Genomic DNA, 23,139 nt, shown 5'->3' with positions numbered 1-23,139 from the left:
TTGCTCAATACTAGCTATATTGCTATGTAAAGATTTATCATTTTCTGATATAATAAATTCAGAAACTTTTTTAGGAGGCATTATGCGTAAACAACGTTCACCCTGGACCAAAAAGCAACAGTTCATTTTTGGAATAATTGTAATCGTTGTGACCTTAATTGCCTCTGTGACTGCTATTCTTATTGTAGCGACTAAGCCTTACGTAGACGCTGAAAAGAAGGTTATTGCCATAGCAAAGAGCAAAGCAGACATAAGGACTGTTACTGAATTTGATATCTACCATGGTGAGTCTACCTATTACGGACTTCTTGGAAAGTCTAGTCAAGGTGAGAAGCTAGCTGTTATCATGAGTCATGATTCAGGTGTGGTTGATATCTACAAGCAATCTGATGGTATTAGTAAGTCAGTGGCTAAGAAAGCTGCTAAGGCCTATGGTGCTAAGGAGATATCCTATGTCCACCTAGGAAAATATGGCAAAACTCCTATTTGGGAAGTGAAGTCAGGAACCCAGTATTATCTGGTTGATTTTATCTCAGGTCAGGTTATTAAAGTGGAAGGACTATAATGAAATGACAAAATTATCAAATCGTGTATTACAAATGGAAGAAAGTGTCACTTTAGCTGCCAGTGCGCGTGCTAAAGCTCTTAAAGCTCAAGGACGTGATATTTTGAGTTTGACACTTGGTGAACCAGATTTTGTAACACCTAAGAACATTCAAGATGCGGCCATTGCTTCTATTGAAAATGGTAAAGCAAGTTTTTATACCGTGGCTTCTGGACTTCCGGAACTCAAGGATGCAATCAGCACTTACATGGAAAATTTCTATGGTTATGCTGTGAAACCAAATGAGGTTGTTGTCGGTACTGGTGCTAAATTTATCTTATATGCTTTCTTTGCTACGGTCATTAATCCTGGTGATGAAGTCATTATTCCAACACCTTGCTGGGTTTCTTACGTAGACCAAGTTAAAATGGTTGAGGGTGTACCGGTTACTTTCCAAACGACTGAAGCTAATCACTTTAAAGCAACGGTTGAACAACTTGAAGCTGCTCGAACTGAAAAAACTAAGGTTGTCTTGCTTAATTCTCCATCAAATCCAACAGGAATGATTTACAGCAAGGAAGAATTGCAAGCAATCGGTGACTGGGCGGTTGAGCACGATATTTTGATTTTAGCAGATGATATCTATGGCCGTTTGGTCTATAATGGCAACACTTTCACACCCATTTCTAGTCTTTCAGATGCGATTCGTAAGCAAACAATTGTGATTAACGGTGTTTCCAAGACCTATGCTATGACAGGTTGGCGCGTGGGATTTGCTGTAGGAGATCCAGAAATTATTTCAGGAATGGCGAAGATTATTAGCCAAACAACATCAAATCTTACAGCAGTTTCTCAATACGCTGCTATTGAAGCCTTAACAGGTGATCAGTCTTCTATCGAAGAAATGCGTCAAGCTTTTGAGGAACGTTTGAATACGATTTATCCACTCCTAGCTGAAGTGCCTGGTTTTGAAGTCATCAAACCTCAAGGTGCCTTTTACCTCTTCCCTAATGTTAAAAAAGCGATGGAAATCAAGGGCTACACAAATGTTAATGATTTTACAAATGCTATTCTTGAAGAGGCTGAAGTCGCTTTGGTAACAGGTGCAGGATTCGGCGCACCTGAAAATATTCGTCTTAGCTATGCAACAGACTTGGATACTTTGAAAGAAGCAGTCCGCCGAATCAAAGCCTTTATGGAAAAATAGAATTAATATAGATCAAAAGAAAAGAGAAGTAATTACATGTCTAAACAATTAGTTTCAATTATTGATGTGCCTAAACACGTGGGCGAAGAAATCACTATCGGTGCATGGGTAGCTAACAAATCAGGTAAAGGGAAATTGGCCTTTCTTCAATTGCGTGATGGAACTGCCTTCTTCCAAGCGGTAGCTTTCAAACCTAACTTCATCGAAAAATACGGTGAAGAAGAAGGTACTGAAAAATTTGATACTGTTAAACGTCTTAGCCAAGAAACATCAGTTTATGTGACTGGTGTGGTCAAAGAAGACGAACGTTCAAAATTTGGTTACGAGTTGGATGTGACAGCAGTAGAAGTCATCGGTGAATCACATGATTACCCAATCACACCAAAAGAACACGGAACTGACTTCTTGATGGATAATCGTCACCTTTGGTTGCGTTCACGTAAACAAATGGCTGTTCAACAAATTCGTAATGCGATTATTTACGCAACATACGAATTCTTTGATAAAAATGGTTTCATTAAATTTGATAGTCCAATTTTGTCAGGAAATGCAGCTGAAGATTCAACAGAATTGTTTGAAACGGATTACTTTGGTACACCTGCTTACCTAAGCCAATCTGGTCAGCTTTACCTTGAAGCTGGTGCTATGGCTCTTGGTCGTGTATTTGACTTTGGTCCTGTTTTCCGTGCCGAAAAATCTAAAACACGCCGTCACTTGACTGAGTTCTGGATGATGGATGCTGAGTATTCATTCTTGTCACATGATGAGTCACTTGATTTGCAAGAAGCTTATGTTAAGGCTCTTATTCAAGGTGTTATTGATCGTGCGCCACAAGCTCTTGAAATCCTTGAACGTGATGTAGATCTTCTTAAGAAATACATTGCTGAGCCATTCAAGCGCGTGTCATATGATGAAGCTATCGACCTTCTTCAAGCACATGAAAATGATGAAGGTACAGACTACGAGCACCTCGAACATGGAGATGACTTTGGTTCTCCACACGAAACTTGGATTTCTAACTATTTTGGTGTTCCAACATTCGTTGTTAATTATCCAGCAAGCTTTAAGGCCTTCTACATGAAGCCAGTTCCTGGTAATCCTGAGCGCGTTCTTTGTGCAGACCTTTTGGCTCCAGAAGGTTATGGTGAAATCATCGGTGGTTCAATGCGTGAAGATGACTACGATGCTCTTGTAGCTAAAATGGATGAACTCGGAATGGACCGTTCAGAATACGAATTCTACCTTGACCTTCGTAAATATGGTTCAGTACCACACGGTGGTTTTGGTATCGGTATTGAACGTATGGTTACTTTCGTAGCTGGAACAAAACACATCCGTGAAGCTATTCCATTCCCACGTATGTTGCACCGTATCAAACCATAAGTAAAATTCTTTAGGAGTGCAAAAGTATGAAAAGATGGTTACTTGGTCTTTTGGCCTTACTTTGTATGGTTTCGATGGTAGCTTGTAGCAAGTCTGCTCCCTCACTAGAGGGTGAATGGCAGGCACAAGATGCCTTAAAGAAGGATTATACGATTGTCTTCAAGAAAGATAAGGTCAAGATTGGTGAGCAGGATTATAACTATACAGTGGATGGTCCCAAGTCTAAAGATGACTTTACCTATTATTCGCTAAAAGTAAAAGATCAGGGAAAAGAAACGTCTTATACAGTATTTTTCCCAACTAAATCCAAAGAGGTTGCTCTTTTTCTACAACCAAATGATGAGAAAGAACCCATTAAGGGTCAAATGCTCTTTGCACTTAATAAAAAAGAAAAACCAGACTACTATAGCTATGTCAAAAAGTATCTGAAATAGTAGGAGAAGGATTAGCCTAGCGCTGATTCTTTTCTTTTTGGAATTATATGTTTCAATTTTCAGAATATTTTGTTATAATAGCAACATATTAGTCAAAGGAGAACTATCATGGCAAAAACTATTCATACTGATAAAGCACCAGCAGCAATCGGACCTTATGTTCAAGGTAAAATCGTAGGCAACCTTTTGTTTGCTTCTGGTCAAGTACCATTGTCACCAGAAACAGGTGAAATCATTGGTGAAACAATTCAAGAACAGACAGAACAAGTTCTTAAAAATGTTGGTGCTATTTTGGCAGAAGCAGGAACAGACTTTGATCACGTTGTTAAAACAACTTGCTTCCTAAGTGACATTAACGATTTCGTTCCATTTAACGAAGTGTATGCAACTGCCTTTACATCTGATTTTCCAGCACGTTCTGCGGTAGAAGTGGCACGTTTACCAAAAGATGTTAAAATTGAAATCGAAGTTATCGCTGAGATTGATTAATGAAGAGAGCCTTGGCTCTTTTCTTTTTTTCTCAACTATGATAGACTATTAAAGATAAATCATTTTCGATGTTTGGGAGACACCATCGCTAAAAAAAACCATTACTGGCGTTTTTTGGCTCCCCCAAGGGGCCTTTTTATGTGTCTCAGACATCACGAATTAAGAGGAATATTATGAAACGTCAATCAGCTTTGGTCGTCTTTAGTGGCGGTCAAGATTCTACTACTTGCCTATTTTGGGCTCTAAAACATTATGAAACAGTTGAATTAGTTACTTTTGCTTATGGCCAACGTCATAGCTTGGAAATTGAAGTAGCTAAAGAGATTGCGCAAGAACAAGAGCTTAAACACCATGTTTTGGACATGTCTTTGCTTGGTCAAATCACTGAAAATGCCTTAACATCTGATATTGAGATTGAGGCAGAAGAAGGTGAAGTTCCTAATACTTTTGTGGACGGGCGTAATCATCTTTTCCTTTCTTTTGCAGCTGTTCTAGCTAAGCAACGTGGTATTACTGATATTGTTACGGGTGTTTGTGAGACAGACTTTTCTGGTTATCCAGACTGTCGTGATGTTTTTGTCAAATCGCTTAATGTTACACTTAATCTAGCCATGGCCTATGATTTCGTTATCCAAACCCCTCTCATGTGGTTAGATAAGGCTGAGACTTGGGCTTTGGCTGACCAACTAGGAGCTTTTGACTATGTTCGTGAAAAAACGCTAACTTGCTATAACGGTATTATTGGAACTGGTTGTGGGGAATGCCCTGCCTGTCACTTGCGTCAAAAAGGCCTTGAAAAATATCTAGCGGAAAGAGGAGAAGCTTAATGTTCTTTGCACCGAAAGAAATCAAAAAAGAAACAGGTGAGTCCTTGGTTTACAATCCTCACCGTACAATGGTTTCTAAAGAGTTTACTTTTGATGCTGCCCACCATCTCTTTAATTATGAAGGCAAATGCAAATCACTTCATGGTCATACCTACCATCTTCAGATTGCAGTAAGTGGATACTTGGATGAGCGTGGCATGACCTTCGATTTTGGTGATCTAAAGAGCATTTATAAGGACCATTTGGAACCACAGTTAGATCACCGTTATCTCAATGAGACTTTGCCTTATATGAACACAACTGCGGAAAATATGGTTTTCTGGATTTTCCAGATGACGAGTCAACATCTGCCAGAGGAGAGAGGACTTCGTTTGGAATATGTACGCCTTTATGAAACACCAACAGCCTTTGCAGAGTTTAGACGGGAGTGGTTGGATGACTAGAGAACGTGTACTCAAACTACCAGTGCTTGAAATTTTTGGACCAACCTTTCAAGGGGAAGGGCGAGCAATTGGTCAAAAAACCATGTTTGTAAGGACAGCAGGATGTGATTACCACTGTGATTGGTGTGATTCTGCCTTCACTTGGGATGGTTCAGAAAAGCCAACTCGTATGACAGCTGACGAAGTCATTAAAGCTTTGGATGCGCTAGGAACTTACGACTATGTTACTCTATCTGGAGGAAACCCAGCTCTGCTAGCGGCTAATATGGCTGAACTCGTTTCAAAACTCAAGGCAAGAGGCGTAACCCTGGCCGTTGAAACACAGGGTTCTCGCTGGCAGGAGTGGCTAAAGGAAATTGACCAAGTAACCTTAAGTCCTAAACCGCCATCATCCAAGATGGAAGTCAATATGGAAACCCTTGACTTTATTGTTTCTCAGCTTGATCCTGATAAAGTTACCTTCAAGGTTCCTGTTTTCGATGATACAGATTTAGCCTTTGCTAAAATGATTCAGGAACGTTATCAGCCAGATGTCATGTTTCTTTCAGCTGGTAATCCTGAACCTAAAGCAGAGGGTAATATTGTCCAACATCAATTAAATCGCCTAAAAGAACTATGGGAGACTGTAGCTGCTGATAATTCGTGGGGCAATGTGCGTGTCCTCCCTCAGCTTCATACCCTACTCTATGATAATGAGCGTGGTGTCTAATCTTCACAGTCTATAAGATTAGAATTGATAGTATTTTGACTTTTTTGATGATTAAGATTAGAAATTAAGATTAAAAATCGACTATATAAAGGTCTAGAAAAATTAATAACGAAGGAAGAAAAATGTCACAACAAGAAGAAATGAAAAACCTCACTCTCCTTGGTAATAAGGAGACACCTTATATTTTTGAATACTCTCCACAAGTCTTGGAGTCTTTTGATAATCGTCACACTGATAATGATTACTTTATCAAATTCAACTGTCCAGAATTTACGTCACTTTGTCCTATTACTGGCCAACCTGATTTTGCAAGTATCTATATTTCTTATATTCCAGACCAGCTGTGCGTTGAGTCTAAATCTCTAAAGCTTTACCTCTTTAGTTACCGTAATCACGGAGATTTCCATGAAAACTGTATTAATACCATTGGTAAAGATTTGGTGGAGCTTTTGAACCCCCGTTACTTAGAAGTTTGGGGTAAATTTACACCTCGTGGTGGTATTTCTATTGACCCTTATTATAATTATGGCCGTCCAGAAACTAAGTATGAAAAGATGGCAGAGCAACGTCTTTTTAATCACGATCTTTACCCAGAAAATATTGATAATCGTTAATATCATGCTAAAGTCCTTATGTTAAGGGCTTTTTTATTCTGTTAAACACCTGTCTTTAGGGTGTAAAAGAAAGCTGATTAATCATTTTTTACAAGTAAAAGTAAGGTCATTGTTAGTTTTTTATTGGTCTGTTCTTAGAAAGTTCTATTATTAAAATAATTTGACAATAGAAGTATTATCTCCTACAATTAAAGTAAAACAGAAGCGTAAGCGCTTGCTTATAAAAGGTATATTTGTTTTTAAAAAAGGGGATGAAGACAATGAGAAAAAGTTTACGTCTATTTTCGTGCGCTGTTTTAGGGGCAGCAATATTAGCACCAACGGTAGTTGGTAATGATCATGCACAGGCAGATAGTTATTATGGCCGAGGTTACTATAATAACTATTCTTATAATCCATGGTATAACAACTATTATCCAAACTATGGTTATAACTACGGATACAATGGTTATTATCCAGGCTATAATTACAATTATGGCTATAACTACGGTTACAATAATTACTATCCAAACTATAACTATGGCTATAACTATAATTATGGTTACAACAACTACAACGAATCAGGTACTTACCGCTATAGCAATGGTTACTTGTACTACATCTTGAGTGATGGTAGCTACTATGTTAACTATAACGGACGTTGGGTTCGTGGTGGTGACTATAATAACAACAATAGTGGTTCTAATAATACCCCAACGACAGGATATGAGGTTTTGAGAAATGACCCTCACTACCGTTACGAAAATGGTACTCACTATTATTTGAAAGATAATGGCGATTACTACTATTATTCAAATGGTAAGTGGGTGCTTGTTAAGGCATCAAGCACAGATTCTGAAGCTCCAACAACTTCAACTGTAGATTCAACTTCATCAGCAAGTTCAGAAGTAGCCTCAACTGTTGATTCAACGTCATCAGCAAGTTCAGAAGTAGCCTCAACCGTTGATTCAACGTCATCAGCAAGTTCAGAAGCAGCGTCAACTGTAGATTCAACTTCGTCTGCAAGTTTAGAAGTAGCCTCAACCGTTGATTCAACGTCATCAGCAAGCGCAGAAGTAGCCTCAACGGTTGATTCAACTTCATCAGCAAGTTCAGAGGTAGCCTCAACTGTAGATTCAACTTCATCAGCAAGTTCAGAAGCAGCGTCAACTGTAGATTCAACTTCGTCTGCAAGTTCAGAAGTAGCCTCAACTGTAGATTCAACTTCGTCTGCAAGCTCAGAAGTAGCTTCAACTGTTGACTCAACTTCAGAAGCGGCTTCAACTGGTAACTCAAGTTCGACTGTAACTTCTGAATCTTCTTCAACAGCAACTTCAGAGACAGGTTCAACATCAGAAACAAGTTCTGAAGCTCCTGAACTTGAAAAACCACCATATGCGCCTGAAACAAGCATTGACTATGATAAGTTGCCAAAACCAACATTGCCACCAACAGATTATCGCATGCACTCAGACCCACGATTTGTAGATGACAACGGTACGTATTACTACCGTGTTGCTATGACTGATGAGGAAAATGCGCGTGGTATCGATGGTTACTACAAATGGGTTGATGGTAAGTGGAAACTCTACAATGGTACTGCCAATGATGACCCTGAGCTTGATCCAGATTTCCATAAACCAGCAGGAAACGACGAATACATGTACGATGACAACGCATCAAGTGTTAAGTTGTATTCTGAAAATGTAGTTGGTACTGGTAAAGCAGGAGAAGCTCTTCCATTCCAAAATGTTGATGAATTCAAAGACTATGTCATTAATAATCTTGCTCCAAAATTCATAGACAATGCTGGCTGGGATTGTAATGTAACTTGGGAAATTGAAGATGTTGATAACTTCAACGCTTCTAAGGGCAGTGCTTGGGCACGTGACTATGTTATTACAGCCAATCTCAAGAGCGGTGTTGACGACAAAAAATATAGTGATGTTGAATTTGGTTATGTAAAATTTGTTTATCATGTAGAACCAACTGAAAATTCTGATTATGTTGAAGTTGATTCAGCTAAGGCTGCCTTTAATGAAATCAATGCTCAACGTACAGCTGCCGGTTTACCAGCGCTTACATGGTCTGATGATCTTTACAATAGCACAACTCTTCCACACGCCAAAGATATTTCACATACTTACAACAGTGACGGTATTGTTTACCGTCGTGAATCTGATGGTTCAGTTGTTGCAAATAAATGGTTGAGCAGTGGTATTCGTGAACTTCTCATGAGTCCAGATGCTACTCAAGCTGCAGTGGCTTGTGTTGTCGCAGGTGATGGTACTTACTACTGGACTTTGAATTACCAATAAGAAGATGTTAAATTAATTGTCCCAATAATGAGGAGTCTGAGGTTAGTCTTGGACTCTTTTCCTTTATCTATTGAACGTTTAAGCTTTCAATATGGTATAATAGAGCCTAGAAAGAAGGCGAAAATATGCAGGTTAAGAGAGTTCAGGATTATATCTCTAAAGAGTGGTTCGATGAAACCGATGGCTCCTATTTCGAACGACTAAATAGTCGTTTGCAGGTGCTTTTGAAAAAAGATTACCCTGATTTACAAGGACATGATTTCATTAGTAATATTAGCCTTTTGGATTATAGGTTAGTTTTTCTCGACGAGATTATCGCAAATGCTAATGAGAAAAATGAGCACGTACGTGAAACAGTTCATGATGTGACCAAGAGTTTGTTCTACGAGGACCAGGATGTCCAGGAACAATTGGATAGTCGAATTACTTTTGGACAGAAAGTGGCGGATGAAGTGGCCAGATTTGGTGGGTCTTGGACTTTTATCTTGTCATTCATTGCTTTTATGGCTATTTGGATGGGGCTAAATGTCATCCAACCCTTTGGCATTGCCTTTGATAAGTATCCTTTTATTCTGTTGAATCTGGCCTTGTCCACTCTAGCTGCCGTTCAGGCACCATTGATTATGATGAGTCAGAATCGGGCATCGGATTACGATCGATTGCAAGCACGAAATGACTATAACGTCAATAAACAATCAAAGGCAGAAATCCGACTTTTACATGAAAAAATTGATCACTTGGTGCAACAAGACCAATCAGATTTGCTTACTATTCAAAAATTGCAGACAGAAATGATTATGGGGGTTAGCCAACAAGTTGAAAAAATGTCAGACGATATTCGTGTCTTGAAAGAAGAAAGACTAGAAAGGGAGTCTCATGGGAACGAAAAAAATTAATTTAGTTGTTGTAACAGGGATGAGCGGGGCAGGTAAGACTGTAGCGATTCAATCCTTTGAGGATATTGGATACTTCACTATTGATAATATGCCACCTTCTTTGGTACCAAAGGTTATCGAATTGGTAAAACATAGTGAAGAGACAGATAAGATTGCTCTTGTCGTTGATATGCGAAGTCGTTTGTTCTTCGATGAAATCAACGATATTTTGGATAAATTGGAAAGCAATGAGGAACTTAATTTCAAGATTCTTTTCTTGGACGCTACGGATGGTGAATTGGTTTCTCGTTACAAAGAGACACGTCGTAGTCACCCACTGGCGGCAGATGGCCGTGTTTTGGATGGCATCAAGTTAGAGCGTGAGCTTTTGTCACCGCTTAAGAGTTTGAGTCAAAACGTAGTTGATACGACAGAATTGACTCCGCGCCAACTTCGTAAGGCTATTTCTGAACAGTTTTCATCTGAGCAAGACCAATCTTCTTTCCGTATTGAAGTTTTGAGCTTTGGTTTTAAATATGGACTGCCATTGGATGCAGATCTGGTTTTTGATGTCCGTTTTTTGCCAAACCCTTATTATGATCCTGCCCTTCGTAACCTCACAGGTTTGGATAAAGAGGTTTTTGATTACGTCATGAAGCATACGGAATCAGAAGACTTTTACAATCATTTGACACAGCTTATTAAACCAATCTTACCTGGCTACAAAAAAGAAGGTAAGTCTGTTCTTACTATTGCTGTTGGGTGTACGGGTGGTCAACACCGTAGTGTAGCTTTTGCACATCGTCTAGCCCAAGATTTAAAAAATGATTGGACAGTCAATGAAACACATCGTGATAAGGATCGACGTAAGGAGACGGTGAATCGTTCATGAAAAAACCAAGAATTACAGTAATAGGTGGGGGAACTGGTATTCCAGTCATTCTTCGTAGTTTACGTCATAAGGATGTTGATATCACTGCTGTGGTAACTGTAGCTGATGATGGCGGTTCTTCAGGAGATTTGCGTGATATCATGCAACTGACACCTCCAGGGGATTTGCGTAATGTTTTGGTTGCTATGAGTGATATGCCTAAACTTTATGAAAGAGTTTTTCAATATCGTTTTGATAAAACCGATGGCGCTTTGGCCGGTCATCCACTTGGAAATCTAATCATCGCTGGAATTTCAGAAATGCAGGGCTCTACCTATAATGCCATGCAGCTTCTGACGAAGTTTTTCCACGTCACAGGTAAGATTTATCCTGCCAGTGAGACTGCCTTGACGCTTCATGCCGTTTTTCAAGATGGTCATGAAGTAGCAGGTGAGAGTAGTATTGCCCAGTACGATGGCATGATTGAGCGCGTTTATGTGACCAATACCTATAATGATGAAGAGCCTAAGGCCAGTCGTAAGGTTGTTGATGCTATTATGAATAGTGATATGATTGTTTTAGGTCCTGGGTCTCTCTATACATCGATTTTGCCCAACCTGGTGATACCAGAGATTCGTCAGGCTCTTATTGAGACCAAGGCTGATGTCACATACATTTGTAATATTATGACGCAGTACGGAGAAACTGAGCAATTCTCAGATGCCGACCATGTGGCTGTTCTTAATCGTCATCTTGGCTCCGATGTGATTGACAATGTCTTAGTTAATATCAAGAAAGTGCCTAAGGAATACATGGCAAGTAATAAATTTGATGAATACCTTGTTCAGGTTGAGCATGATTTTGAGGGCTTACGTCGTGAAGCAAAGACAGTTGTGTCTTCTAATTTTTTGCGACTTGAAAATGGTGGTGCCTTCCACCATGGTGACTTGGTAGTGGATGAGCTCATGCATCTAGTGAGGAATAAGTCATGAGTTTCACAATTAAGGTTAAAGAAGAGATAATTGCAGCTTCAAGCAAAGACAAGGCTGAATTGTCGGCATTTATTAAGATGTCTGGTTCTGTTGGATTGACCAACCAAGGATTGACTCTTTCCATCTCAACAGAAAATGCAAAGATTGCGCGACATATCTACCAATTAATGGAAAGTCGTTATCAGAGTAATCCTGAATTGAGACATCACAACAAGACTAATCTCAAGAAAAATCGTGTTTACACGGTTTTTGTAGCTGACCATGTCAATGATATTTTGTCCGATTTACAATTGGCGGATTCTTTCTTTGGCTTTGAAACAGGCATTGAAACATCAGTAATGGAAGATGACGAAGCTGGAAGATCCTATTTAAGAGGTGCTTTTTTGGCGACTGGAACAGTTCGTGATCCTGAAAAAGGCCGTTATCAATTAGAGATTTTTTCCGTTTACCAAGACCACGCAGAGGACTTGGCTTCTCTAATGAAAAAATTTATGCTCGATGCCAAGGTTTTGAGTCATAAAAATGGTTTTGTGACCTATCTTCAAAAAGCTGAGGATATTATGGATTTCCTCCTTGTTATTGGTGCAATGAACTCTAAGGATACCTTCGAAGAGGTCAAAATTATGCGAGAGACCAGAAATGATCTGAATCGTGCCAATAATGCGGAAACAGCTAATATTGCTAGAACGATTAGTGCTAGTATGAAAACAATTAATAATATTATCAAGATTATGGATACAGTTGGCTTGGAGATTTTACCTGTGGAGCTGCGCCAAATTGCCCAACTCCGTATTGCCAATCCAGATTACTCTATCCAGCAAATCGCAGATAGTATAGAACCTCCTCTGACCAAGAGTGGTGTCAATCATCGTCTCAGAAAAATCAATAAAATTGCGGACGATTTGTAAGTAGAAAGGAAATTTTTATGGCTTGTACAACGATTTTAGTAGGTAAGAAAGCCTCATATGACGGCTCTACCATGATTGCACGTACTGAGGATTCTCAATCAGGCGTTTTTACGCCCAAAGAATTTCTCGTCGTGACCCCTGAAAACCAACCGCGTCATTACCAGTCTGTGCTTAGCAATTTTTCAATTGATTTGCCAGATAATCCTCTACGTTATACCTCTGTCCCAGATGCGCTTGGGAAAGACGGTATCTGGGGTGAAGCTGGTATTAACTCAGCTAATGTTGCCATGAGTGCAACAGAAACAATCACGACTAATGCGCGTGTTCTCGGCGCTGATCCTCTTGTTAAAGATGGTTTTGGAGAAGAGGATATGTTGACTTTGGTCTTGCCATATATCAAGACGGCGCGTGAAGGTGTCCTTCGTTTGGGACAACTCCTTGAAACTTACGGAACTTACGAGTCTAATGGGATTGCTTTTTCAGACACTGAAGAAATTTGGTGGTTGGAAACAATTGGTGGTCACCATTGGATTGCAAGACGTGTTCCAGACGATGCCTATGTTACTAACCCAAACCAACTTGGTATCGATCACTATGAGTTTGAAAATCCAGACGACTATCTTGCCTCACCAGACATTCGAAACTTCATTAATAAACATCACCTAGATTTGACTTATTCTAATGAACACTTTAATCCACGTTATGCTTTTGGTAGCCAACGAGATAAGGATCGTCATTATAATACACCACGCGCCTGGGCTATGCAGAAATTTTTGAACCCAGAAAAAGACTATGATCCAAAATCATTCTTTATTCCATGGTGCCAAAAACCATACCGCAAAATTACAGTTGAAGATGTTAAATACGTTTTGAGTCTTCATTACCAAGACACGCCTTATGATCCTTATGGACCTCAAGGGGACGCAGTGAGTCAACGCCAATTCCGTCCAATCGGTATTAACCGTACTAGTCAAACAGCTCTCTTGCAAATGCGTCCTAACAAACCATCAGAAACAACTGGTATTCAGTGGTTAGCCTATGGATCAATGCCATTTGGTACAATGGTGCCATTCTGGACTCAGGTGGAAACAACACCTGCTTATTTCCGTCAAACAACTGATAAAGTAGATACAGGCAATTTCTACTGGAGTAATCGTTTGATTGCTGCTATCTGTGATCCTCATTTCCAACAGCATGAGGCTGATTTGGATGCTTATGTAGAAACAACGATGGCTCTTGGCCATGCTATGATTAATCATGTCGACAATGCTTTAGCAAATGGTGAGAGTATTGATTTTGAATCTGAAAATCAAAAAATTAGTGATAAGATTCAGTCAGAAACAGATAAACTATTGGCAAAAGTCTTAGATGATGCAAGTAACTTGATGACTAATCGTTTTTCTATGAGTGATTAAAGTCATCAAAAAAACCTTTCCAATTTTATGGAAAGGTTTTTTCGTAGTCTAACCTTACTTGTTTTCTTCATCCAGTTTCGAGAGGAGTTGGTAAAGTGTAATGAAAAAGAAAAGATTGACTGAAATGAGAAGGCCTGATGCCCATGGCAAATCGCTTTCTAAATTTCGAAGAGGTGAATTCCAAGCAAAGTGTGCCACAAAAGCACCGCAAGCATAAAGAATACCAATAAGACTGTACTTGGAATTAATGAGTTTTTGACGTGAACGCCATATAAGGACTAGCCCCATTGCAAGGAAGGATGTGTAAAGCCAGTGAGATGATACAGCACCAACAGTACGACCAAGAATCCCTGAAATCGTATAAGAAAAACCATCAGGCAAATCTGAAAGAATATAGGAGAAGTCTTCACTAATCTGGAAGCCAAGACCTGCCGTAATAGCGACAAGCAAGAGTCCTTTGTAACTTTTTGTTGGCACCATATAGATAGCAAAGAGAAAAGCAGCTAGTTTGAGGGGTTCTTCAACTAGGGGGGCCATAAGGGCATCCTCAAAGCGGTAGAAGAAACTCTTTGAAGAAAGATGAGCAGTCACCCAGTCGTGAGAAATGGTATTGGCATAACCAGCTATCCATCCTGTAATAAAGACTCCACCAATTAGAGCAAATATGAGAACAAGTGGTTTCACCTGCCATCTCTTACCTAAGTATCGAACCAGAAATATTCCTGGTAGGATATAACATAAGGCAATTAGTGTTGATAGTCCAATAATACCGTATGCTGAACCAGACAAGGTACCTGAGGTGTATGATTGTGTATCATAAGTCAGGCCAATGGATGCAAGCAATAAAAAAAGATATAGGGTTAATTTACGAAACATGTATAACCTACTTTCCAAATGATATTTCCAGTATATCAAATAATTCTTTTTCATCGAAATATTTCAATTTTTTTATTTTAGTACTTGCAAAATAAATGAAGTGTGATATACTTAACCAGTAAACTATTAACTGGTTAAGTATTTTGAAAGGAATATCATGAAAAAGAAACGCATTTTTGGCCTAGCAGGAATAGCAGCAGTTGTTTTAGCTGCTGGTGCAGGTATTTATTATACGACTAGTCACCACGGTTCAAAAGGAAATAGCGACTTGAAGGTTGTGACCAGCTTTTACCCTGTTTATGAATTTACAAAGCAGGTTGTTGGCGATGAGGGAGAGGTGTCTTATCTTATTCCCGCTGGTAGTGAAGCCCACGATTTTCAACCATCTACTAAGAATGTCGCTGACATTGAAAAAGCAGATACTTTCGTCTACCTAAATGAAAATATGGAAACCTGGGTTCCAAAAGTTGAAAAGTCTATCAACACTAAAAATACAAAAATCATTAAGGCAAGTCAAGGCATGGTTCTCTTACCTGGAATAGAGGAAGAAGATCATGATCACGGTGGAGAAGAGCATCACCACGAATATGATCCTCATGTTTGGCTCTCACCTAAACGTTCTCAAAAATTAGTTGAAACTATTAGGGACGGTTTGATTGCTCAACACCCAGATAAAAAAGCAGTCTTTACAACCAATGCTGAGAAATACCTTAAAAAATTAAAGACTTTGGATAAGGAGTATACTGAAGCCTTAAGTCAAGCGAAACAGAAAAGTTTTGTTACCCAGCACTCAGCTTTTGCCTACCTTGCTTTAGATTACGGTTTGACACAAGTACCAATTTCAGGTGTTTCAGCTGAATCTGATCCATCTGCAAAACGTATCGCTAGCCTTTCTAAGTATGTCAAAGAATATGACATTAACTATATCTACTTTGAGGAAAATGCTTCAAGTAGCGTTGCCAAAACCTTAGCTAATGAAGTAGGAGTTAAGACAGCAGTTTTAAATCCAATTGAATCACTAACTAAGGAACAGTTGAAAAAAGGTGAAGATTATGTCAGTGTTATGACTGAGAATCTTAAAAACCTTCGTTTAACAACAGATGTTGAAGGTAAAGCTATCCAACCTGAAGCAGGAAGCGATGATAAGAAAACAGTCCAAAATGGTTACTTTGATGACAAAGATGTCAAAGATAGGGAACTTTCTGATTGGTCTGGTGAATGGCAATCGGTCTATCCTTACCTCCAAGATGGTACTTTAGATCAAGTATTTGAATACAAAGCTCTATTGAATAAGGATAAAACCGCACAAGAGTATAAAGAGTACTACACTAAGGGCTATCAAACAGATGTTTCTAAAATTGCTATTGATGGTAAAAAGATGACCATGACTTTTACAAAGAATGACGGAAGTAGCGTGACACACACTTATCGTTATGATGGTTATAAGATTCTGACCTATGCTTCTGGTAAAAAAGGTGTCCGTTATCTCTTCACAGCAACTGACAGTCAAGCAGCAGATAACCCTTACCAGTATGTCCAATTTTCAGATCATCAAATAGATCCAACAACTTCAGCACATTTCCATATTTTCTTCGGAAATAGTAGCCAAGATGAGATTCTAAAAGAGATGGATAATTGGCCAACTTACTATCCTGGAAAACTTAGTGGCTTTGAAATTGCCCAAGAAATGGTTAGTCATTAATACTAGAATTGCACTCATTCGTGAGTGTTTTTCTTTTTTTAAAAAATCTTTCATTTCTTAAACTCTTAGAAAATTGCTAGTGTCATTATTTTTAAATAGAAATTTAAAGCATGGTATTTTTTCTAAAAAAATCCTGTAAAAAATTAAATAATTACTACATTTTTTCATTCTTTAGTGGTACAATAATAGTACGATTTTCAGATGACCAGGAGAGACCCATGAACCAGTATTTAGTAGCGATACATTATATTCAACTGCTTCAAGCAGAACTCGATATTCTAAATCATGATGCACGCTTGCTTTTTGATTTAAAGATTGAACCAAATCTTGCTAAACGAGAGCTTGCTGACTTGAAAGTATCCCTATCTAAATTATCTGACAAAAACCTTTATATCGAAGGTACAATCTGGTATCAACCAAGTTTGTTTGCAATCATTGATCAAAATTTAGGGGTTATTGATGACTGGCTCAAGGAATTAGATGACTTCTTTGAATTTACCTATAGTACAACAGTTTTCACTGTTTTGAAAGAAAATGAAAATCGAAGTTACGACTTATTACTTGGTCTCTATAGCCGTCTTGAATACGTTATTTCAGAAATAAAAAATAGCCGTTAGTCATCTAACGGCTTTTAGTATATAAAAAAATATAAGTTCTGTTTTAAATATCAAATAATTTGACAAAATACCCAAATGTGTGTAAAATAAAATTTGAAAATACTCTAATAAAAATAACGTTAAGTTAAAGGAAAATAATAACTAAGTGAGTAAGCAGGGGTTTAAATTGGGGGATTTTGTTAAATATTATTTGGTGAGCCTTGTGTCGCTGAGCTTTTTATGTCTTATTTTGTATGGGCTATATTCTTTAAACGGGCTCATTCCTTTTTCTCTAGATGGAGCTTCAGGCCTTGAAGTTAGGCATTATTCAGGACAGACCACCTCTTCTGTAAAAAAAGATGGTGATTATAAGGTTCAGGATATTAGTGGTGAAACTAAGAGCTACAATGTAGATTTGAAAGTAACAAACGATGGGGATAAGGTTATCCAAACCTATGTCTTTGAGTATAAAAAATGATTCTATAATAAAAACTCACAGTCTTAGCCAGATTGTGAGTTTTTTAGATGTCTTTTACCAAAGTCCTAATATCTTTTGCATGAGAAGAGAAGCAAGACTAATTAATAACCAACAGACTCCTCCCACTAGAAGTGCTGAGCCTCCTTTAGTGATTAGTTTTTTGAGATTTGTTTGGAAACCGATAGCTGTCATTGCCATAATAATCATAAATTTTGAAAGGTCTTTTAATGGTGAAAAGACGGCAGGTGTTACACCGAGTGACATTGCAACAGTTGTAATCAGTGAGGCCAAAAGGAACCAAAGGATAAAGTTAGGCACTGCTTTGCTTAGCGAGAATGCTTCCTTTGTATTATCCTTTCGTGACTGCCATACAGATAGACCAAGAGTTATAGGGATGATAGCAAGTGTTCGAGTCAATTTAACAATTGTTGCTTGCTCTAGGATAGATGTTCCATGTAAGCTATCCCAAGAACTAGCTGTAGCAGTTACAGAAGAAGTATCGTTGACAGCTGTTCCAGCAAATATGGCAAAGCCTTGATTACTAAGTCCCAACCAAGATCCCAAGTGAGGAAAGATTAAAGCCGCTAAGATGTTAAAAAAGAAAATTACCGAGATTGCTGTTGCAATAGATTCATCTTTAGCCTTGATTACAGGAGCAGTTGCAGCAATAGCAGATCCCCCACAAATAGAAGAACCAACACCTACTAAAGTAGCAATTTCACTATCTAGCTTGAACACACGATGGACGACATAAGCAGTAAGCAGTGCCGTAGTAATAGTCAGTAGAATAATGGGAAGTGACGTTACGCCAACCTTAAAGACTTGAGAAAGATTTAGTCCAAATCCAAGAAGAATAACAGCGTATTGTAATACTTTTTTTGATGTAAACTGCATCCCAGTTTTGAGCTTTTCAGAGTCTGTCACTACAATGCCAAATAAGAGGCCAATGAAAAGACCAATGACAGGTCCTCCAATAATAGGAAATAAGACTCCAAGAGTCCAGGCTACAAGCGAAATAAGTATTGCAATACTTATACCAGGTAAGAATGATTTGATTTTCATTTTTCATCTCCTTAAAAATTACCCACATTGTATCTTATTATTTAGGATATGTAAAGGTGTTGTTAGGGATAGTTCTGAGGAGAAACTATCCCTATAACTTGCTAAGGAGTGTTATTTCTGATAGAATAGTATTAAAATATTATAATTGAAAATTTTATGAAGGAAGGGTTGTATGTATCGTCATTTAAAGAAGTATATGATTTTTATCGTGGGAGCTTTTGTTTGTTCGCTCTTTTTGGTTCTAGCTTTTACAACAGATAGAAAAAATGATAACAGTGTTAATGCTAAAGCTGAAGCTGCCTACAATCAAACTACGACGGCTTTTATTGATAGTATCGGAGAGACTGCGAGACAGATTGGTCAAGATTACAATATCTATGCTTCTGTTCTAATTGCTCAAGCTATTCTGGAATCAAATTCAGGTCAGTCAGGTTTGAGTCAAGCTCCTTATTACAACTTCTTTGGGATTAAGGGCTCTTATAATGGAAACTCCGTTACTATGCGTACTTGGGAAGACGATGGTACAGGGAAGACTTATGAGATTGATGAACCTTTCCGTTCTTATGGAAGTCTGAGTGATTCCCTAGCAGATTATGCTGCTTTGATGACGTCATCAACTTATGCTGGCACTTGGAAATCAAATACAAGTAGTTATGCAGATGCCACTCAAGCATTGACAGGGACTTATGCTACAGATAGTCTTTACGCTTCTAAATTAAATAGTATTATTGCATACTATGGTTTGACTGCCTACGATCAAGCTCCAGTTACCCAAGCAACTGGTTCAACAAGTGGCCTTGTTTGGAATAGCTATAGAGGCTCATACACAGATGCTGAGACCTTATCTATAGATGAGGCTTGGGCAAGCTATAAAAATTATAAATAATGATGAGAGTCGAAAGGCTCTTTTTTTGTTCACTAAATTGGATAGTTTGGGTGATAAAAAGTCCCCAACATTCTGTGCTGGGGACTAAATCTATTAGTTGTCAAAAGTGACTTCTTTAACGAGGTTATCTAGGAATTTTTCCCCCATTTTAGAGAGGGTTGCCTTTTCATGCTTCAAGTAAACAATATCAATTTCATCATCAATATCAAGCGGGATAGAGACAATGTTATCTCCATTCAAATTACTATTTAAAATACCTGTAGCAATGGTGTAACCATCCAAACCGATTAATAGGTTGAAGAGTGTCGCGCGGTCTGAAACTACGATTGATTTTTTATGGGGAATCTGAGAGAGAATCTCTTCAGAATAGTAGAAGGAATTATGAATCCCTTGGTCGTAACTAAGGTATGGGAAGTCTTCTAAATCTTCCAAAGAGACAACTTCATGCTTAGCCAAGGGATTTGACTTGCTGACAAAGATATGTGGTCTAGCTTTGAAGAGACTGGTATATGTGAGACGGTTATCGTCAAACATCTTAGTCAAGACATCTCGGTTATAGCTGTTAAGGAAGAGAACACCAATTTCTGAACGGAAGTTCTTAACGTCCTCAATAATTTCGTAAGTACGTGTTTCACGTAAGAAGAGCTCGTAACGTGTCATATCAGCTCTCTTAAGAAGTGAGACGAAGGCATTGACAACAAAAGCGTAGTGTTGAGAGGAAACACTAAACAATTCACGTGTCTCTGTATGACTCTTGTAGCGTTCTTCCAAGAGATTCGTTTGTTCCACCACCTGACGGGCATAAGAGAGAAATTCAACGCCATCCTTGGTTAAGGTGATTCCCTTAGGGTTACGGATAAAGATATCAATTCCCATTTCTCTTTCCAAGTCACGAACAGCATTTGAAAGACTTGGTTGTGTGATGAAAAGTTGTTTTGCAGCTTCATTCATTGAGCCGGTTTCGACGATTTTGATAATATAATGTAATTGTTGAATTCGCATAGCCTTATTATAGCATATTTTAAGGATTATTCCTTAGGATAAGAGGCGAGTAAAAGGTCTTTTTAGGACTATACCAATTTTTATACTTGACAATGTCAAATATATGCAATATACTGTCCTCGTTAAGCTTTTTAAAGAGCTTATTGACTATACCAATTTTAAATGAAGGAGACATGACCTCTTTGATCAGAGGTTATTATTAAAAATATGTGTGGAATTGTTGGTGTTGTAGGTAACACAAATGCAACTGATATCTTGATTCAAGGACTTGAAAAGCTAGAATACCGTGGTTATGATTCAGCTGGTATCTTTGTAGCTAGCGATGCATCTAGTCAATTGGTTAAGGCTGTTGGCCGTATTGCGGAACTTGCTGCTAAAACTGAAGGAGTAGAAGGCACAGCCGGTATTGGACATACTCGTTGGGCAACTCACGGTAAACCAACAGAGGACAATGCTCACCCACACCGCTCAGAAACAGAACGTTTCGTTTTGGTTCACAATGGTGTTATTGAAAATTATCTTGAAATTAAAGAAGAATACCTTGCTGGTCACCATTTCAAAGGTCAAACCGATACTGAAATTGCAGTTCACTTGATTGGGAAATTTGTTGAAGAAGATGGTTTGTCAACTCTCGAAGCATTCAAGAAAGCTCTTCACATTATCCGTGGATCATATGCCTTTGCTCTCATGGATTCTGAAGATGCCTCAACAATTTACGTTGCAAAAAACAAATCACCACTTTTGATTGGTCTTGGTGATGGCTATAACATGGTCTGCTCAGATGCCATGGCTATGATTCGCGAAACTAATCAATACATGGAAATTCACGATCAAGAATTGGTTATCGTGAAGGCTGATAGTGTTGAAGTTCAAGACTATGATGGCAATGTAAAAGAACGTGATAGCTATACAGCTGAACTTGACCTATCTGATATTGGTAAAGGCACATACCCTTACTACATGCTCAAAGAAATCGATGAGCAACCAACAGTGATGCGTAAGCTTATCCAAGCCTACACAGATGATAAGGGGCAAGTGACTGTAGATGCTGATATTATCAAGGCTGTTCAAGAGGCTGATCGTATCTATATTCTTGCGGCAGGAACATCATATCATGCTGGTTTTGCTTCTAAGAAGATGCTCGAAGAGTTGACAGATACACCAGTTGAGCTTGGTATTTCTTCTGAGTGGGGTTATGGTATGCCACTCCTTAGCAAGAAACCTCTCTTTGTTTTTATTAGCCAATCAGGTGAAACAGCAGATAGCCGTCAGGTTCTTGTTAAAGCTAACGAGTTGGGTATTCCAAGTTTGACAGTGACAAACGTTCCGGGATCTACTCTTTCTCGTGAAGCTGACCATACAATGCTTCTTCATGCTGGCCCAGAAATTGCCGTAGCTTCTACTAAAGCTTACACTGCTCAAATTGCAGCTCTTGCCTTCTTGGCTAAGGCAGTCGGTGAAGCGAATGGTAATGAAAAAGCTAAAGCATTTGACTTGGTACATGAATTGTCACTTGTAGCACAATCTATCGAATCAACACTCTCTGAAAAAGAAGTTATTGATGAGAAAGTAGCAGCTCTTCTTGCAGAAACACGTAATGCTTTCTATATTGGTCGTGGTCAAGATTACTACGTTGCTATGGAAGCTAGTCTTAAATTGAAAGAAATCTCATATATTCAATGTGAAGGTTTTGCAGCAGGTGAGTTGAAACACGGAACGATTGCTTTGATCGAAGATGGTACACCTGTTATTGCCCTCTTGTCTGACGCTGTTCTTGCTAGCCACACTCGTGGTAATATCCAAGAGGTAGCAGCACGTGGTGCTAAAGTGTTGACTATTGCTGAGGAAAATGTTGCTAAAGAAGGTGATGACATCGTTCTTAATAACGTTCACCCTTACTTGTCACCAATTTCAATGGTTGTACCGACACAATTGATTGCTTATTTTGCAACACTCCATCGTGGACTCGACGTCGATAAACCACGTAACTTGGCTAAATCAGTTACTGTTGAATAAAAATACCAACATCTCTTACAGTGTAGGGGATGTTGTTTGTTTTTATCGTTTTCACCCTTGCTTAATTGAGAAATCTAAAGTAGAATAGTATCTATATCACAATCTTAGGAGAGAATTATGTCATTACCAAATTGTCCAAAATGTAACTCAGAGTATGTTTATGAAGATGGAATCTTGCTTGTATGTCCTGAATGTGCCTATGAGTGGGATCCAAACGAAGTTGCAGAAGAAGAAGGACTTGTGGTTCTTGATAGCAATGGTACACGTCTTACTGACGGTGACACTGTTACAGTTATCAAAGATTTGAAAGTTAAAGGTGCGCCAAAAGATATTAAACAAGGCACACGTGTTAAAAATATTCGTTTGGTTGAAGGTGACCACAACATTGATTGTAAGATTGATGGTTTTGGTGCTATGAAACTTAAATCTGAATTTGTTAAGAAAATCTAAATAAGCTTTAGAAACACTAGACTTAAGTATAGTTTGTTTCTTAGGACCGATTATTTAAGTCTC

The 23,139-nt window shown here is 38.6% G+C and carries 24 protein-coding genes; 21 read left to right on the top strand and 3 right to left on the bottom strand.

All coding sequences use genetic code 11. The features are described 5' to 3' along the window. Window positions 1-82: 82 nt before the first annotated feature. The 15 genes from H7T99_RS04765 (at window position 83) to H7T99_RS04695 (ending at window position 14,008) form a co-directional block, all read left to right on the top strand. The gene (locus H7T99_RS04765) at window positions 83-565 is read left to right on the top strand and encodes a DUF5590 domain-containing protein (RefSeq protein ID WP_037600849.1); all 483 of its coding nucleotides are present in this window, start codon (window positions 83-85) and stop codon (window positions 563-565) included. Between the two features lie 4 nt (window positions 566-569). Then, window positions 570-1,751, top strand: coding sequence for a pyridoxal phosphate-dependent aminotransferase (locus H7T99_RS04760; protein WP_013990479.1), 1,182 nt, complete (start codon window positions 570-572; stop codon window positions 1,749-1,751). A 36-nt stretch (window positions 1,752-1,787) separates the two neighbouring features. Next, on the top strand, window positions 1,788-3,134 hold the full coding sequence (gene asnS, locus H7T99_RS04755; protein ID WP_037600853.1) for an asparagine--tRNA ligase: 1,347 nt from the start codon (window positions 1,788-1,790) through the stop codon (window positions 3,132-3,134). Between the two features lie 26 nt (window positions 3,135-3,160). Continuing rightward, window positions 3,161-3,568: a hypothetical protein gene (locus H7T99_RS04750; protein WP_021144044.1), complete on the top strand. Its 408-nt coding sequence runs from the start codon at window positions 3,161-3,163 to the stop codon at window positions 3,566-3,568. A gap of 108 nt (window positions 3,569-3,676) precedes the next feature. Then, window positions 3,677-4,057, top strand: coding sequence for a RidA family protein (locus H7T99_RS04745; protein ID WP_002891112.1), 381 nt, complete (start codon window positions 3,677-3,679; stop codon window positions 4,055-4,057). A gap of 173 nt (window positions 4,058-4,230) precedes the next feature. After that, window positions 4,231-4,884 (top strand): 7-cyano-7-deazaguanine synthase QueC, encoded by a 654-nt coding sequence (queC, locus tag H7T99_RS04740; RefSeq protein WP_037600856.1) that lies wholly within the window; start codon window positions 4,231-4,233, stop codon window positions 4,882-4,884. Beyond that, a complete protein-coding gene (gene queD, locus H7T99_RS04735; protein WP_004182082.1) occupies window positions 4,884-5,327 on the top strand; it encodes a 6-carboxytetrahydropterin synthase QueD in 444 nt (147 codons plus the stop codon). The genes queC and queD overlap by 1 nt, the downstream gene beginning before the upstream one ends. Further along, the gene (gene queE / locus H7T99_RS04730) at window positions 5,320-6,036 is read left to right on the top strand and encodes a 7-carboxy-7-deazaguanine synthase QueE (RefSeq protein ID WP_022496683.1); all 717 of its coding nucleotides are present in this window, start codon (window positions 5,320-5,322) and stop codon (window positions 6,034-6,036) included. Before queD ends, queE begins: the two co-directional genes overlap by 8 nt. A 122-nt stretch (window positions 6,037-6,158) precedes the next feature. Then, a complete protein-coding gene (gene queF / locus H7T99_RS04725; protein ID WP_003097375.1) occupies window positions 6,159-6,650 on the top strand; it encodes a preQ(1) synthase in 492 nt (163 codons plus the stop codon). Window positions 6,651-6,910: 260 nt separating this feature from the next. Beyond that, window positions 6,911-8,947, top strand: a complete 2,037-nt coding sequence (locus H7T99_RS04720) for a CAP domain-containing protein (protein WP_037613878.1) — start codon at window positions 6,911-6,913, stop codon at window positions 8,945-8,947. Window positions 8,948-9,072: 125 nt separating this feature from the next. Continuing rightward, entirely contained in the window at window positions 9,073-9,843 is a 771-nt protein-coding gene (locus H7T99_RS04715; protein ID WP_037603138.1) for a DUF1003 domain-containing protein, read from the top strand. Then, window positions 9,824-10,714 carry an RNase adapter RapZ gene (gene rapZ, locus H7T99_RS04710; RefSeq protein ID WP_037603141.1) on the top strand — a complete coding sequence of 297 codons (891 nt, stop codon included), beginning with the start codon at window positions 9,824-9,826 and terminating at the stop codon, window positions 10,712-10,714. Before H7T99_RS04715 ends, rapZ begins: the two co-directional genes overlap by 20 nt. Then, window positions 10,711-11,685, top strand: a complete 975-nt coding sequence (locus tag H7T99_RS04705; RefSeq protein WP_002891102.1) for a YvcK family protein — start codon at window positions 10,711-10,713, stop codon at window positions 11,683-11,685. The genes rapZ and H7T99_RS04705 overlap by 4 nt, the downstream gene beginning before the upstream one ends. Next, window positions 11,682-12,593: a DNA-binding protein WhiA gene (gene whiA / locus H7T99_RS04700; protein WP_037603144.1), complete on the top strand. Its 912-nt coding sequence runs from the start codon at window positions 11,682-11,684 to the stop codon at window positions 12,591-12,593. Before H7T99_RS04705 ends, whiA begins: the two co-directional genes overlap by 4 nt. Window positions 12,594-12,610: 17 nt before the next feature. Next, window positions 12,611-14,008, top strand: a complete 1,398-nt coding sequence (locus H7T99_RS04695; RefSeq protein WP_037603147.1) for a C69 family dipeptidase — start codon at window positions 12,611-12,613, stop codon at window positions 14,006-14,008. A gap of 54 nt (window positions 14,009-14,062) precedes the next feature. Here the strand turns inward: H7T99_RS04695 and H7T99_RS04690 are convergent, their stop codons facing one another. After that, window positions 14,063-14,884 carry a PrsW family glutamic-type intramembrane protease gene (locus H7T99_RS04690; protein WP_037603150.1) on the bottom strand — a complete coding sequence of 274 codons (822 nt, stop codon included), beginning with the start codon at window positions 14,882-14,884 and terminating at the stop codon, window positions 14,063-14,065. 157 nt (window positions 14,885-15,041) lie between these two features. Between H7T99_RS04690 and H7T99_RS04685 the strand changes: the two genes are divergently transcribed. The 3 genes from H7T99_RS04685 (at window position 15,042) to H7T99_RS04675 (ending at window position 17,660) form a co-directional block, all read left to right on the top strand. Continuing rightward, window positions 15,042-16,586: a zinc ABC transporter substrate-binding protein AdcA gene (locus H7T99_RS04685; protein ID WP_002885163.1), complete on the top strand. Its 1,545-nt coding sequence runs from the start codon at window positions 15,042-15,044 to the stop codon at window positions 16,584-16,586. Window positions 16,587-16,804: 218 nt separating this feature from the next. Further along, window positions 16,805-17,203 carry a hypothetical protein gene (locus H7T99_RS04680; protein WP_004182057.1) on the top strand — a complete coding sequence of 133 codons (399 nt, stop codon included), beginning with the start codon at window positions 16,805-16,807 and terminating at the stop codon, window positions 17,201-17,203. A 145-nt stretch (window positions 17,204-17,348) separates the two neighbouring features. Further along, window positions 17,349-17,660, top strand: a complete 312-nt coding sequence (locus tag H7T99_RS04675) for a hypothetical protein (RefSeq protein WP_037603153.1) — start codon at window positions 17,349-17,351, stop codon at window positions 17,658-17,660. Window positions 17,661-17,714: 54 nt separating this feature from the next. On the opposite strand, the gene H7T99_RS04670 is transcribed toward H7T99_RS04675, so the two are convergent. Further along, window positions 17,715-18,722: a YeiH family protein gene (locus H7T99_RS04670; protein WP_037603156.1), complete on the bottom strand. Its 1,008-nt coding sequence runs from the start codon at window positions 18,720-18,722 to the stop codon at window positions 17,715-17,717. Between the two features lie 172 nt (window positions 18,723-18,894). On the opposite strand from H7T99_RS04670, the gene H7T99_RS04665 reads away from it, so the two are divergent. Next, window positions 18,895-19,608 carry a glycoside hydrolase family 73 protein gene (locus tag H7T99_RS04665; RefSeq protein WP_037603158.1) on the top strand — a complete coding sequence of 238 codons (714 nt, stop codon included), beginning with the start codon at window positions 18,895-18,897 and terminating at the stop codon, window positions 19,606-19,608. 93 nt (window positions 19,609-19,701) lie between these two features. On the opposite strand, the gene H7T99_RS04660 is transcribed toward H7T99_RS04665, so the two are convergent. Then, window positions 19,702-20,610 (bottom strand): LysR family transcriptional regulator, encoded by a 909-nt coding sequence (locus tag H7T99_RS04660; RefSeq protein ID WP_002891090.1) that lies wholly within the window; start codon window positions 20,608-20,610, stop codon window positions 19,702-19,704. A gap of 207 nt (window positions 20,611-20,817) precedes the next feature. On the opposite strand from H7T99_RS04660, the gene glmS reads away from it, so the two are divergent. After that, a complete protein-coding gene (glmS, locus tag H7T99_RS04655) occupies window positions 20,818-22,626 on the top strand; it encodes a glutamine--fructose-6-phosphate transaminase (isomerizing) (RefSeq protein WP_037603160.1) in 1,809 nt (602 codons plus the stop codon). A 117-nt stretch (window positions 22,627-22,743) separates the two neighbouring features. Next, entirely contained in the window at window positions 22,744-23,076 is a 333-nt protein-coding gene (locus H7T99_RS04650; RefSeq protein ID WP_037603162.1) for a zinc ribbon domain-containing protein YjdM, read from the top strand. The last annotated feature ends 63 nt before the right edge of the window (window positions 23,077-23,139 follow it).

Origin of the sequence: Streptococcus sp. 17.1 (assembly GCF_016648655.1) — a bacterium.
GTDB lineage: Bacteria > Bacillota > Bacilli > Lactobacillales > Streptococcaceae > Streptococcus > Streptococcus salivarius_E.
This window is presented reverse-complemented; position numbering and strand designations above follow the sequence as displayed.